This is a genomic window from Arthrobacter sp. SD76 (assembly GCF_049726125.1).
Lineage (GTDB): Bacteria > Actinomycetota > Actinomycetes > Actinomycetales > Micrococcaceae > Arthrobacter > Arthrobacter nitrophenolicus.
Map to the genome: position 1 here is coordinate 3,818,722 of NZ_JBNBLR010000001.1, position 12,678 is coordinate 3,831,399.

The following is a 12,678-nucleotide window of genomic DNA, read 5'->3' on the forward strand; positions in this document are numbered from 1 at the left end:
ACTGCTTCTGCCTTGCGCGGAGCAGCGACGCCCTGCGCGCTGTCCAGGACACAAAGCAATTCCTTGTTCACCGCACGCCGGTTCGCGGGTAGCCTGAGGAAAAGTGCCTTCATGCAGACGGGGGTTTCTGTCTTTGCGCTGGGGGGCGGAAATGAAACAAGCCGGGGAAGCCACTGTCAACGCGGCCGGGCAAGGCACTGCTGCCGCGCCGCCGGACCTGCCTGTTACAGGCCAGTTCGACGGATTGTTCGGCGGGCTTGGCGTCCGCAGCCGAATGGTGCTGAGCCAACTGCCGCTTACCGTGACCGTCGTCTTGGTGGTGGTGGCCGCCGCGGTCTTCAACCCCTCGGCCCTGGATAACAGGCAGTTCCAGCTGGCTTTGCTTGCGCATGCTGCGCTCTTTGCCGCCTGCCTGGCGCTGCCGTGGAACAGGCTGCGTACCGAAGCTTTTGCGGTGATAGCCGTTCTGGACTGCCTGGCGATCGGGTTCACCCGTGAGGCGGGCGGCCCGCCCTTCAACGTCATGAGCCTGCTGCTTGTGTTCCCGGTGGTCTGGCTGGCAGCGCAGCCGCGCCGGTACATGGTTGTCCTGGCGATCCTTGGCACTGTGCTCAGCACGGTGGTGCCTTCCATCGTCGCCGGTTCGCCCCCCACGTCAGCGTCCATGATCCGCACCATCTTTCTGCCTCTCATCCTGTCCGCCGTCGCAGTGACCGCCCACCTGGTAGCCGGAACTATCCGCCGGCAGCGCCAACGGCTGGTGGACAAAGAGAATGCACTCGAAGTGGCACTCGCCGAAAGCGTCCGGAAGCAGCGGCTGTTGGACGCTGTCCTGGGGCCGTTGGCATCGGTGTCTGGGTGGTGGACGGGAACGGTGGAACCGTCCTGACCAACAAGGCGCTGCAGGCGGACCCGGCGCTGGCCGCCCTTCCCGGAAATGCCGGCAACGGCCTCCTCCTGCCGGACCGCGCAACTTCCGTGCCCGCCGACGCGACGCCCGTTGCCCGCGCTGCCGCCGGCGTCGAGTTCCGCGACGAGCTGTACTGGGCGGGCGGGCCGAAGGAACAGCACGCCTACTCCGTCAGTGCCCACGGCATACCCGCCCGCGACGGGAAGGACGGCGGCGCAGTTGTCACGTTCGTTGATGTGACCACATTGATCCGCGCCCTGGCCGCCAAGGACGACTTTGTCTCAACTGTTTCCCATGAGCTGCGGACACCGCTGACGTCGATCCTGGGCTACCTCGAGCTGGTGCTGGAAGAGCCCGGCCACGAGGACATCCGGGAGGAACTCCTGGTGGTCCACCGGAATGCCGGGCACCTGCTGTCCCTGGTCAACGACCTCATAGCCGTCGCATCGGAACGGGTGGACCTGTCACTGGAAGAGGCAGACCTGGCGCAACTGGTAACCGAAGTGGTCGGAGCGGAGGCTCCCAAGGCGTCCCTGAACGGACTCCGGCTCCACCTCGATGTTGAACAGCCGCTGCCGGCCCGCTTCGACCCGGAAAGGATCCGTCAGGTTGTCCGGAACCTGCTCTCCAATGCGGTCAAGTACTCGCCGGGCGGAGGCCACATCACCGTTTGCGCGCGCAAGAGCGGCGGCAAGCTCACCTGTTCCGTTACCGATACCGGCCTTGGAATGGATGCCGACGAGCAGGAGCAGGCCTTCACCAAGTTCTTCCGCTCGGCCCGGTCGCGGGCAACGGCCATCCCCGGGGCAGGCCTGGGACTGCCGGTGAGCAAGACCATCGTGGAAGGGCACGGCGGCGCCATCAGCCTTGCCAGCGAACCCGGGGAAGGCACCACCGTAACGTTCACCCTCCCGGCGGCATCCTGACCCGCGGGCAGGATGAAGGGGATCATGGTTTCATGGCATGGCTGCACAGCCTTCGCTTCGACCCGATCCCTCCCCTGGTGGCGGGCAGGAATCCGGCCGTGCGGTATTGGGCAATCCGGGATCTTACCCACGGCTCCGTAGGGACGCCTGCAGAAGTCCTCTGGCACCTCCCGGTCCCGAGAGGGATCGTGCGGCGCCAGGGAACTGACGGGTCATGGATTTATCCGGGGAGGCGCCCCCGGGCCGGAACGGACTACAACCTCCTGGAGGCCTACCGGCAGCTCGGGTTCCTCGTGGAGATGTTCGGGCTTACAAGGGAACATCCTGCCCTCGCCGCGGCCGCCGAATTCGTGTTCTCGCACCAGTCAGCCCAGGGTGACCTGCGGGGGATCTACGGCAACCAGTATTCTCCGAACTACACCGCAGGCTTCCTGGAGTTACTCGTCAAAGCCGGGTACCCGGAGGACCCACGCGTGGAACTCGCATTCAATTGGCTCGAGGCCATGCGGCAGGACGACGGCGGCTGGGCCCTCCCACTCCGTACACGTGGAAGGACCTGGACGCCCTTGGAGAATCGCAGACCATTTCCGCCGACCCCACGCAGCCGTTCTCACACCTCATTACAGGAGTGGTGCTCAGGGCGTACGCAGCCCATCCCCGGCACCGAACCGGCCCCTCAGCCAGGATGGCCGCTGTACTTCTGGCAGGCCGGCTCTTCGAACCGGACGCCTACCCGGATAAGGGGCGGGTCGCCGACTGGACCGAATTCAGCTTTCCCTTCTGGATGACGGACCTCGTCTCTGCCCTCGACACCATCACCATCATCCTGCCCGGCTTCACGTCGGAGAAGACAGACCATGCCCGGGACTGGCTCTCCGGACACCAGGAACCGACCGGTCTCTTCACAGGTCATCTGCTCCGGGACAGGTACCACGACCTTCAGCTCTGGTTCAGCATCGCCGCCTGCCGGGTCTTGTCGCGGATGGCAGGATGACGTGCGCCCGGCCTCTCAATATACGGCCGGGACAGAGCTGGAACTATTGGTGCCGCGGCAGCTGGTCCGGGTCGTCGCGGTGCGAATTGAAGAGCCAGCTGGACACGTCGCTGCGCAGCGCCAGCAGCGGACCGCCCGTGGCGCTGACGTTGCCGGTCGGGACGTAGTATCCCCGTCCTGAGCCGGGGCCGCCCGCAGCACGGTCCAAAGCATCCTGGAGATGCCGCGGCAAGTGGCCCTGGGGGCCCAGGCCACGGAGTTCATCAAGTTCTTCCGGCGTCAGCCGACCCAACACTTCAGCAATATTGGCCATGACGGGTCCCCTTCGAGCAGAGTGCTTGAAGGAATAACCTAAAGCAGCACCGTGAACTGCGGGTTAACACCGGACGGCGGATCCGGAACTTTTTTCGCCGCACCACTGGAGGAGATATGCCGGTACGAAGCGCAGGAATCCTGCTGTACAGAAGGGGGCAGGGCGGGACCGAGGGACTGGAGGTCTGGATCGCCCACATGGGCGGACCGTTCTGGGCCCGCAAGGACACGCACGCCTGGTCAATCCCCAAGGGCGAATACACGGATGATGAGGACCCGCTGGTGGCCGCGCTGCGTGAATTTGCGGAGGAGATGGGTACCGCGGCGCCGGACGCTGACTACCGCCATCTTGGTGATTTCAAGCAGCCCTCCGGCAAAATCATCACCGTGTTTACGGCCGAGCAGGACTTCCAGCCCGGGCAGATCACCAGCAACACCTTTCCGCTGGAATGGCCCAAGGGCTCCGGCCGGATCCAGGACTACCCCGAGGTCGACGACGCCCGCTGGTTCCCCGAGCACGAGGCCCGCCTGAAGCTGGTCAAGGGGCAGATCCCGGCGCTCGATGCACTTGCTGACCATGTCCGCCGTCGGACGTAAAAAAGCCGGTGGCCCCTGCTGGGACCACCGGCTTTCCCAGCACCGAAGCGAGGCTAGGCAGCGGCGAACTCCCGCCGCCTGGCCACCTTGGTGACTGAAACGTCGTCGCCCGAGTACACCATGGTCCGGCCGGCACCGTCGCTGCGGATCACCCAGAAGACGCTGCGGTTGGCGGCGATCATGTCAATGGTTCCGGCGAACACTGACCCGCTGGAGATCCGCACCTCCACGTAGTCGTCCCTGGCGAGCTTTGACCAGTCGGGTACCGGCGCCTGGGGAAGTGCCGCTGCCCGCCGGACCGGATTGTGCCTGTACATGCTGCCTCGGTCCTTCCGCTGCTAGAAGTTGCCGCCGTCGGCCTTGACCGCGAGCACAGGCCGGTCCGCCTGCATCAGGATGCGCTGGGCGTGGCTGCCCAGGATGAGCTTGCCCACCTGGGTGCGGTGGCGCAGCCCGATGACGATCAGGGACGCGTTGGCCTCGCGGGCCACGTCCAGGAACTCGTCGGCGAGGTCGTGCTGGTACGGCGGCTGGATCACGCGCGCCTCCACGCCCGCATCTGCCGCGCGCCGGGCCGCCTGCTCCAGCAGGCTGTCCGGGGCCACTGACTTATCCACGACAGCGCCCTCCCGGGCGGAATTGACGATCAGGAGGTCTTCGCTCCGCAGCCGCGCTTCGGCGATGCCTGCCGCGAGGGCCGCTTCTCCGGCAGGGGTGGGAACGAATCCGACGACGATGCTCATACCTTTTCCTTTATGTCCGGCCTGGCGGCTGTTGGGGTGGAGACGGTCCTGCGCTTGGCGATGGCGCTGCGGATGAACGGCAGCACGGCCACCAGGACGAAGACCACCAGCAGGGTGGCCGAGATGGGGCGGCCGAAGAATCCGAGCGGGTCGCCGCCGAACGTCAGCAGCGAACGGCGCATGGAGCTTTCGAGGAGTTCGCCGAGGACGAAGGCGAGCACCAGCGGGCCGGGTTCGTAGCCGAACTTCTTCATCAGGTAACCCACCACGCCGAAGACCACCACGAGGGTGACGTCGAACATGCTGTTGTTGATGGTGTAGGCACCGAGCAGGGTGATCAGCGCCGTGATGGGCGCCAGGATGGCAGCCCGGACGCGGAGGATCCGGACGAAGATGCCCACCAGCGGCAGGCTCATGATCAGCAGCAGGATGTTGCCGATGTACATCGAGTTCACCACGCCCCAGAACAGCTCCGGGTCTTCCTCAACGAGTCCCGGCCCGGGCGTGACGCCCTGGATCAGCAGTGCACCGAACATCAGCGCCATGGTGGCGTTGGCCGGGATGCCGAGGGTCAGCAGCGGGATGAAGGAGGAGGTGGCGGCGGCGTTGTTGGCCGTTTCCGGCCCGGCAACGCCTTCCGGCGCGCCCTTGCCGAAGCGTTCCGGCTGCTTGGCCCGCTTTTTTTCCATGGCATACGAGGCCATGGAAGCAATGGTGGCGCCGCCGCCGGGGAGGATGCCCAGGAAGAAGCCCAGGACGGAGCCGCGGCCAATAGCGCCGGAGGCCTGCTTCAGGTCGCCGCGGGAGGGCCAGACGTTGGCTACCTTCGACGGCGCTTTGGCGGCACGGTGCCGTTCCTCCAGGTTGTAGAGGATTTCGCCCAGGCCGAAGATGCCCATGGCGATGGGGACGAAGTCGATGCCGTCCGCCAGCTGCAGGCTGCCGAAGGTGAAGCGGCTTTCGCCGGTGAAGATGTCCCGGCCCACGGTGGCAAGCAGGAGTCCCAGGGCGGCGGCGATGAGGGCCTTGGCCTTGGCGCCGCTGCTGATGGTTGCCACCAGGAGGATGCCCAGCAGGGCCAGGGCGGTGTATTCCGGAGGCCCGAAGTCCAGGGCGAAGCCGGCCACGAGCGGGGCAAGGAAAGTGAGGCCGATGATGGCGGCCGTGCCGCCGACGAACGAGCCAATGGCGGCCAGCCCCAGGGCGGTGCCGGCTTTGCCCTGCTTCGCCAGCTGGTAGCCGTCGAAGACCGTAACCACGGAGGATGCCTCGCCGGGGAGGCGGAGGAGCACGGAGGTGATGGTGCCGCCGTACTGCGCGCCGTAGAAGATGCCGGCCAGCATGATGATGGCGGTGACCGGTTCCACGCCGTAGGTCAGCGGGAGCAGGATGGCGATGGTTGCCGCCGGGCCCAGCCCGGGCAGCACTCCGATGAGCATGCCGATGACGACGCCCACCAGGCAGTAGAGGAGGTTCGTCGGCTCCAGGACAACCGCAAACCCGTTAATGACGGGGTTCAAAAAGTCCACGGCGTTCTCCTAGAAGAGGTGGGGAATGGAAGTGCGGAGCGCCAGGACGAAGATGCCGTAGAAGGCAACGACGACGAGCGCGCTGACCAGGAGCGTGGAACGCCAGGTTTCGCCGCCCAGGAAGCGCATCCATATGATGCACAGCACCAGGGCGGGCAGTTCGAATCCGATCAGGGGCATGAGGGCCACCATGGCCGCGAGCGTCATCAGGCCGGTGAGGGGCGCCGTCGACATCCTGGTGAACTTTTCAGCGTCACGGTTGTGCCGGCCGATTATCAGCTGGAAGAGGCCGAGGGCCACCATGGCGCAGCTGATGAGGAAGGGCCAGAGTCCGGGCTGCGGCTTGTCCGGCGTTCCCAGCCCCATCGCGATGGAAAGGACGACGGCGGCAATCCCCACACCGACCACCACCAGCGAGGACGCCGTGTTGGCCAGGGCCCCTGCCGCGGGTGGCTTCTCCGCTTCCCACTGGGCAGCGAGCTGTTCCGGGGTCAGGTCCTCCAGGGCTTCGCCGCTCCCGGTGCGGGGGGCGTCCCCGCCGGGGGAGGCAGCGGTCCTCCCTCCCCCGGCGGGTACTGCGGGTGTTCCGTTCACAGGAATCACTTATTTCCGCTCAGGCTGATGTCGTACTTCTCCACCAGCTCCTTGTACTTGGCTGCGTAGCCCTTCCATTCCTCAACAACTTCCTCGCCGGAGAGTTCCTTGGGGGTCAGCATGTTCTTCTCGTTGAACTCCTTGTAGGCGTCCGACTTGAAGGTTTCCTGGAAGGCATCGAGGAGCTTGTCCTTGACCTCCTGCGGCGTTCCCTTGGGGGCGGCCACGGCCCGGTACTGCGCAACGGGGACGTCGTAACCGGCTTCCTTCGCGGACGGGGTATCCGGCAGGAAGCTGTTGCGGTCCTCGGAGAAGACCAGGAGCGGGGACACCTTGCCGGCCTCAATCTGCGGCATGGCCTCGCCGAGCTGGATGGTGGCGAGCTCCACCTGGTTGCCCATGACCGCGGTCAGGGCGGGCTTGCCGCTGTCGAACGGGATGTCGGTGCCGGTGACGTTGGCCTGCTTGAAGAGCACGGTCTGGGCCAGCTGGCTGCCGGTGCCCACTCCGGTGGTGCCAAAGGTGACGTTGCGGCCGGCGTCGGTGACGTCCTTGAAGCTCTTGAAGCCGGACTCGGGGCTGGCCACCAGGACGTAGTCGTCCTGGGAAAGGCCGGCGATGATGTCCAGGTCGTCGATGTTGACGGCTTCATCCGGCGTCACGGCCAGCGGGGTGATGGTGATGAGGGAGGCGGTCAACAGGACCAGTTCCTGCCCGTCGGCCGGCTTGCCGGCCACTTCCTTGGTGGCCAGGGCGCCGTTGGCGCCGGGCTTGTTGACTACGGGCATCGGCTGGCCGAGGGTCTTGGAAGCGCCTTCGGCGAGGGCACGGGCAATGAGGTCGGTGCTGCCGCCGGCCGCCTGGCCGACCGTGAGGTTGATGGGCCCGGACGGGTACTCTGCGGAATTGCTGGCACCGCCGGCAACATTGCCGCACGCAGTCAGCGCCAGCAGCGTGATGGCGGACGCCGCACCCAGGACGGTGCGGCGGGAGGGGAAGTGCTTCATTGGGACTCCTTGATACTGCTCCGGACTGGCCCGGATGGCTTGTGAACCGAATCACTTCGGGCTCGCTAGGTCGAGTTTAGGGAGGAGTATGATGCCTGTCTAAGCCCATATGAGCATCGAGTAATACCCGAAAGGCATCATGTTTACGTTTGACCAGTTGGCCGGATTCATCGCGGTGGCAGAGGAACTCCACTTCGGCAGGGCTGCGGAGCGGCTGAACATGACCCAGCCTCCGCTGAGCCGGCAGATCCAGAAGCTTGAGAAGGCCATCGGGACGGAGCTGCTGGAACGCGACAACCGGAAGGTCCAGCTGACCCCGGCTGGCGGCGCCTTTCTGGAGGAGGCGAAACGGCTGATGGCATTGGCGGCCCGGGCGCCTGTCACTGCCAGGCGGATCGCCACCGGCCGCTCGGGTGTCCTCCGGATCGGCTTCACGGCAGCCAGCGGCTTCAGCATCCTCGGGCCGCTGCTCGAGGAGGTTGCGGAAATCATTCCGGACGTGGACGTCGACCTCCAGGAACTCGTGACCGGCGAACAGATCGAGGGGCTCCTCACCGGCCGGCTGGACCTCGGTCTGGCACGGCCGCCCTTCGACCGGGACACCTTCGACTCCCACCTGCTGTACCGGGAAGCGATGATGCTGGCAGTCCCGGAGGGCCACCGGCTTGCCCGGCTGACCCGGCCGGTGGAGGACGACGACTTCAAGGATGAACCGCTCATCATGCACTCACCCACCAAAGCCACGTACTTCTACGACCTGGTGGTGAAGCTGCTCCCCATCCAGCACGCCAATGTGGTGCATACGGTCAGCCAGGTCCTCACCATGGTTTCGCTGGTGGCCGCCCGCCGCGGAGTCGCGTTCGTTCCACACTCGGCCACGCTCCTGGGGCTCAAAGGCGTCGAGTTCCTCCCCATCGCAGGGATGGATACGGAACAACCCGTTGAGCTGCACGCGATCTGGAACCGCAAGTTGGAGAACCCGGCCCTGCGGCGCCTCCTGCAGGACCTGGAATTCCGCGCGGAGTAGAAGCAGGACGCCGGACAGCATGATGCCTTTACGGCATCAATAGATACATAAATACACTTAGACAGGCATGATGTCCGCTGCCTAACCTGAACGGGAACCCAACACCAGCCGCCGCACACGGCGATCACATGGAGGACACACCGTGGCAAAATACACCCCGCAGGAACTGGCAAACACGCTGAAGGACGGCCTGCTGTCGTTCCCGGTGACATCCTTTGACGCCCGGCTGCAGTTCGATGAGGAGAACTACCGCAAGCACCTTGCGTGGCAGGCAAGCTTCCCGGTGGCCGGCCTCTTCGCAGCAGGCGGCACAGGCGAAGGGTTCTCCCTGACCCCGGCCGAATCCGCGCGCGTGGTTGCTGCCGCCGTCGACGAGGTGGGTGGCCAGGTTCCGGTGCTGGCCTCCGCGGGCGGATCCACGGCGCAGGCCATCGAGAACGCCCAGGCCGCCGAGGCCGCCGGCGCCGAAGGCATCCTGCTGCTCCCCCCGTACCTCACTGAAGCGGACCAGGGCGGACTCATCGACCATGTCAGCGCCGTCTGCAGCTCCACCTCCCTCGGCGTCATCATCTACAACCGCGCCAACGCCATCTACAAGGACACCACCGTTGCCACCCTGGCTGACCGCCACGAAAACCTGATCGGCTTCAAGGACGGCGTGGGCGACCTCGAACACGACGCCCGCGTCTACGCCAAGCTCGGCGACCGCCTGTTCTACCTCGGCGGCCTGCCCACCGCGGAGACCTTCGCCCTGCCGCTGCTGCAACTGGGCATGAGCACCTACTCCAGCGCCATGTACAACTTCGTCCCGCAGTTTGCCCTGGACTTCTACCAGGATGTCCGCAACAACGACCGCGCGGCCGTCAACCAGAAGCTGAACGACTTCGTGATCCCCTACCTGGATATCCGGGACCGCGTGAAGGGCTACGCCGTCTCCATCGTCAAGGGCGGCCTGGACGCCATCGGCCGCTCCGCCGGACCGGTCCGTCCCCCGCTGCAGAACATGGCCGAAAAGGACCTGGCGGACCTCAAAGCCCTCATCGCCAAAGTTTCCTGACAGTCCCCCGACACCCGCTACACAGGAGGAACCCACGTGACCCTCACCGGACACTCCCTGATCGCCGGACAGACCGTCGTCGGCGACGGCAAGACAACCTTCGGCTTCAACCCCGCCACCAACGAGGCGCTGGAGCCCGCATACACGCTGTTGACCGAAGAGCAGCTCAAGGCCGCCACCACCGCGGCGAAGGAGGCCTTCCCGTCCTTCAGCACCCTTGACCCGGAAACCCACGCCGCGTTCCTGGACGCCATCGCGGACAACATCGAAGCCCTCGGCGACGAACTGATCATCCGGGCAGGCCAGGAAACCGGGCTGCCCGCGGCCCGGCTGCAGGGCGAACGCGCCCGCACCACCGGCCAGCTGCGCCTCTTCGCGAACGTCGTCCGGCAGGGCGACTTCCGCGGCGTCCGCATCGACCCCGCCATGCCGGACCGCACCCCCCTGCCCCGCGCGGACATCCGCCAGCGCCAGATCCCGCTCGGGCCCGTGGCCGTGTTCGGCGCAAGCAACTTCCCGCTGGCCTTCTCCACCGCCGGCGGTGACACCGCCTCAGCGCTGGCCGCAGGCTGCCCCGTGGTCTTCAAAGCGCACAACGCCCACCCCGGCACCAGCGAACTCGTCGGCCAGGCACTCACCAAGGCCGTCAAGGACGCGGGCTTGCACCCGGGCGTGTTCTCCCTGATCTACGGCCCCGGCGCCAGCATCGGCCAGGCCCTGGTCTCCGATCCCGCAATCAAGGCGGTCGGCTTCACCGGGTCCCGCGCCGCCGGCACCGCGCTCATGAAGACCGCCGCTTCCCGGCCCGAGCCAATTCCGGTCTACGCCGAAATGTCTTCCCTGAACCCGGTCTTCGTGTTCGACGGCGCCCTCAAAGGTGACGTCGACGCCCTCGCCGCCGCCTACGTCACCGCCGTCACCGGCAGCTCCGGCCAGTTGTGCACCTCCCCCGGCCTGCTGTTCGCCCCCGAAGGCGAGGCGGGCGACAAACTCGCTGCCGCCGTCGCCCACACCGTGGCAGCCTGCGCCGGGCAGACCATGCTCACCGAGGGCATCGCCGGGTCCTGGACCGCCGGAACCGAAGCGCTCGGCAAGGCCGACGGCGTCGAACTCCTCGGCCAGGGCACGCCAGGCGACACCCGGAACGCCCCCGCACCCACCATCTTCGGCACCGGCGTGGACCAGTTCGTCAGCAACCACGTCCTGCACGAGGAAATCTTCGGCGCCGCCTCCCTGGTCATCCGGTACAAGGACGTCCAGGACCTGCTCAACGCAGCCGGCCGGATCGAAGGCCAGCTCACCGCATCCCTGCACCTCACCGAGGCGGACTACCCGACGGCGGCGCCCCTGATCCCTGTCCTCGAACAGAAGGTGGGCCGCATCATCGTCAACGGCTGGCCCACCGGCGTCGAAGTGGGACACGCCATGGTCCACGGCGGCCCCTTCCCCGCCACCTCCGACACCCGCACCACCTCCGTGGGCACCCTCGCCATCAACCGGTTCCTCCGCCCGGTCGCCTACCAGAACATTCCCCAGGAACTGCTCCCCGAGGCACTCCAGGACACCAACCCCTGGCACCTCAACCGCCGCATCAACGGCGACGTGGTTCCCGCCGCAGAGAAAGCAGAGGTCAGCGCATGAGCGGCCAGCCCACCATCACCGGCGTCGAGGTAGTACCGGTTGCCGGCTACGACAGCATGCTGATGAACCTCAGCGGTGCGCACGGCCCCTTCTTCACGCGCAACGTTGTGATCATCACCGATTCGGACGGGCGCACCGGCCTCGGCGAGGTTCCCGGCGGCGAGAGATCCGCAGCACCATCGAGGAGGCCGGGGCCCTGATCAGCGGGAAGCCGGTGGCACGCTACCGCTCGCTCCTGCGCGAGGTGGCGGCTGAGTTCGCAGACCGCGACGCCGGCGGGCGCGGCCTGCAGACCTTCGACCTGCGCACCACAGTCCACGCCGTCACCGCCGTCGAATCAGCCCTGCTGGACCTGCACGGCCAGTTCCTCGGCGTCCCGGTGGCGGAACTGCTCGGCGACGGCCAGCAGCGCACGTCCGTGCCGATGCTCGGCTACCTGTTCTTCGTGGGGGACCACGCCCGCACGGACCTGCCCTACCTGGTGGAGGACGCGCCCGCCGACCGGTGGGAGAAGCTCCGCCGCCAGGAGGCCATGACTCCGGAAGCCGTCGTCGCCCTGGCGGAGGCTGCGCAGGAGCGTTACGGCTTCAGCGACTTCAAGCTCAAGGGCGGCGTGCTGTCCGGCGACGAGGAAGTGGATGTGGTCACCGCCCTCGCCCAACGCTTCCCGGACGCCCGGGTGACACTGGACCCGAACGGCGGCTGGCTCCTCGAGGACGCCATCCGCCTCGGCAAGCGGATGCAGGGCGTCGTGGCCTACGCCGAGGACCCCTGCGGCGCGGAAGGCCGGTTCTCCGGCCGTGAGGTGATGGCGGAATTCCGCCGGGCCACGGGCCTGAAGACGGCCACCAACATGATCGCCACGGACTGGCGGGAAATGTCGCATGCCATCCGCAGCAACGCCGTGGACATCCCGCTGGCGGACCCGCACTTCTGGACCATGCACGGCTCGGTCCGGGTGGCCCAGCTCTGTAATGAGTTCGGCCTTACCTGGGGCTCGCACTCCAACAACCACTTCGACATCTCGCTGGCCATGTTCACGCACACCGGCGCTGCGGCTCCGGGGGAGATCACGGCCCTGGACACCCACTGGATCTGGCAGGACGGCCAGGGCCTCACCAGGGAGCCGCTGCAGATCAAGGGCGGCGCCATCGAGGTGCCCGACGCCCCGGGCCTGGGCATTGAACTGGACCGGGACGCCCTGGACAAGGCGCACCAGCTGTACCTCGAGCACGGCCTGGACGCCCGCGATGACAGCATCGGCATGCAGTACTACATCGACGGCTGGTCCTTCGACCCGAAGCGGCCCTGCCTCGTTCGATAGAAACCTCCGCCGGCAGC

The 12,678-nt window shown here is 66.7% G+C and carries 13 protein-coding genes and 1 pseudogene; 8 read left to right on the forward strand and 6 right to left on the reverse strand.

Going from position 1 to position 12,678, the window contains the following annotated elements; all coding sequences use genetic code 11:
* Positions 1 to 151 precede the first annotated feature (151 nt).
* The 3 genes from ACPEE0_RS18480 (at position 152) to ACPEE0_RS18490 (ending at position 2,830) form a co-directional block, all read left to right on the forward strand.
* On the forward strand, positions 152 to 889 hold the full coding sequence (locus ACPEE0_RS18480; RefSeq protein WP_424575015.1) for a hypothetical protein: 738 nt from the start codon (positions 152 to 154) through the stop codon (positions 887 to 889).
* Positions 859 to 1,836 (forward strand): ATP-binding protein, encoded by a 978-nt coding sequence (locus ACPEE0_RS18485; protein WP_424575016.1) that lies wholly within the window; start codon positions 859 to 861, stop codon positions 1,834 to 1,836. The genes ACPEE0_RS18480 and ACPEE0_RS18485 overlap by 31 nt, the downstream gene beginning before the upstream one ends.
* Before the next feature lie 631 nt (positions 1,837 to 2,467).
* Positions 2,468 to 2,830, forward strand: a complete 363-nt coding sequence (locus ACPEE0_RS18490; protein WP_424575017.1) for a hypothetical protein — start codon at positions 2,468 to 2,470, stop codon at positions 2,828 to 2,830.
* A 43-nt stretch (positions 2,831 to 2,873) separates the two neighbouring features.
* Here ACPEE0_RS18490 and ACPEE0_RS18495 read toward each other — a convergent pair whose 3' ends face one another.
* Positions 2,874 to 3,143: a hypothetical protein gene (locus ACPEE0_RS18495; RefSeq protein ID WP_009357822.1), complete on the reverse strand. Its 270-nt coding sequence runs from the start codon at positions 3,141 to 3,143 to the stop codon at positions 2,874 to 2,876.
* Positions 3,144 to 3,259: 116 nt separating this feature from the next.
* Here ACPEE0_RS18495 and ACPEE0_RS18500 point away from each other — a divergent pair, with 116 nt between their 5' ends.
* On the forward strand, positions 3,260 to 3,739 hold the full coding sequence (locus ACPEE0_RS18500; RefSeq protein WP_009357821.1) for an NUDIX domain-containing protein: 480 nt from the start codon (positions 3,260 to 3,262) through the stop codon (positions 3,737 to 3,739).
* Between the two features lie 53 nt (positions 3,740 to 3,792).
* Here the strand turns inward: ACPEE0_RS18500 and ACPEE0_RS18505 are convergent, their stop codons facing one another.
* The 5 genes from ACPEE0_RS18505 to ACPEE0_RS18525 are packed head-to-tail and all read right to left on the reverse strand — an operon-like array spanning position 3,793 to position 7,612.
* Positions 3,793 to 4,056, reverse strand: a complete 264-nt coding sequence (locus ACPEE0_RS18505; RefSeq protein WP_424575018.1) for a hypothetical protein — start codon at positions 4,054 to 4,056, stop codon at positions 3,793 to 3,795.
* 21 nt (positions 4,057 to 4,077) lie between these two features.
* Positions 4,078 to 4,482, reverse strand: a complete 405-nt coding sequence (locus ACPEE0_RS18510; RefSeq protein ID WP_424575019.1) for a universal stress protein — start codon at positions 4,480 to 4,482, stop codon at positions 4,078 to 4,080.
* Positions 4,479 to 6,011: a tripartite tricarboxylate transporter permease gene (locus ACPEE0_RS18515; protein ID WP_424575020.1), complete on the reverse strand. Its 1,533-nt coding sequence runs from the start codon at positions 6,009 to 6,011 to the stop codon at positions 4,479 to 4,481. The genes ACPEE0_RS18510 and ACPEE0_RS18515 overlap by 4 nt, the downstream gene beginning before the upstream one ends.
* 9 nt (positions 6,012 to 6,020) lie before the next feature.
* Positions 6,021 to 6,605, reverse strand: coding sequence for a tripartite tricarboxylate transporter TctB family protein (locus ACPEE0_RS18520; RefSeq protein WP_424575021.1), 585 nt, complete (start codon positions 6,603 to 6,605; stop codon positions 6,021 to 6,023).
* 5 nt (positions 6,606 to 6,610) lie between these two features.
* Positions 6,611 to 7,612 (reverse strand): Bug family tripartite tricarboxylate transporter substrate binding protein, encoded by a 1,002-nt coding sequence (locus ACPEE0_RS18525; protein ID WP_424575022.1) that lies wholly within the window; start codon positions 7,610 to 7,612, stop codon positions 6,611 to 6,613.
* Positions 7,613 to 7,751: 139 nt separating this feature from the next.
* Between ACPEE0_RS18525 and ACPEE0_RS18530 the strand changes: the two genes are divergently transcribed.
* From ACPEE0_RS18530 to ACPEE0_RS18545, 4 genes and pseudogenes are all read left to right on the forward strand, one after another.
* Positions 7,752 to 8,639: a LysR family transcriptional regulator gene (locus ACPEE0_RS18530; RefSeq protein ID WP_424575023.1), complete on the forward strand. Its 888-nt coding sequence runs from the start codon at positions 7,752 to 7,754 to the stop codon at positions 8,637 to 8,639.
* A gap of 142 nt (positions 8,640 to 8,781) precedes the next feature.
* Positions 8,782 to 9,696 (forward strand): 5-dehydro-4-deoxyglucarate dehydratase, encoded by a 915-nt coding sequence (gene kdgD / locus ACPEE0_RS18535; RefSeq protein ID WP_133349537.1) that lies wholly within the window; start codon positions 8,782 to 8,784, stop codon positions 9,694 to 9,696.
* A 36-nt stretch (positions 9,697 to 9,732) separates the two neighbouring features.
* Positions 9,733 to 11,337 (forward strand): aldehyde dehydrogenase (NADP(+)), encoded by a 1,605-nt coding sequence (locus ACPEE0_RS18540; protein ID WP_424575024.1) that lies wholly within the window; start codon positions 9,733 to 9,735, stop codon positions 11,335 to 11,337.
* Positions 11,334 to 12,661, forward strand: a pseudogene (locus ACPEE0_RS18545) (enolase C-terminal domain-like protein). The gene ACPEE0_RS18540 and the pseudogene ACPEE0_RS18545 overlap by 4 nt, the downstream one beginning before the upstream one ends.
* Positions 12,662 to 12,678 lie beyond the last annotated feature (17 nt).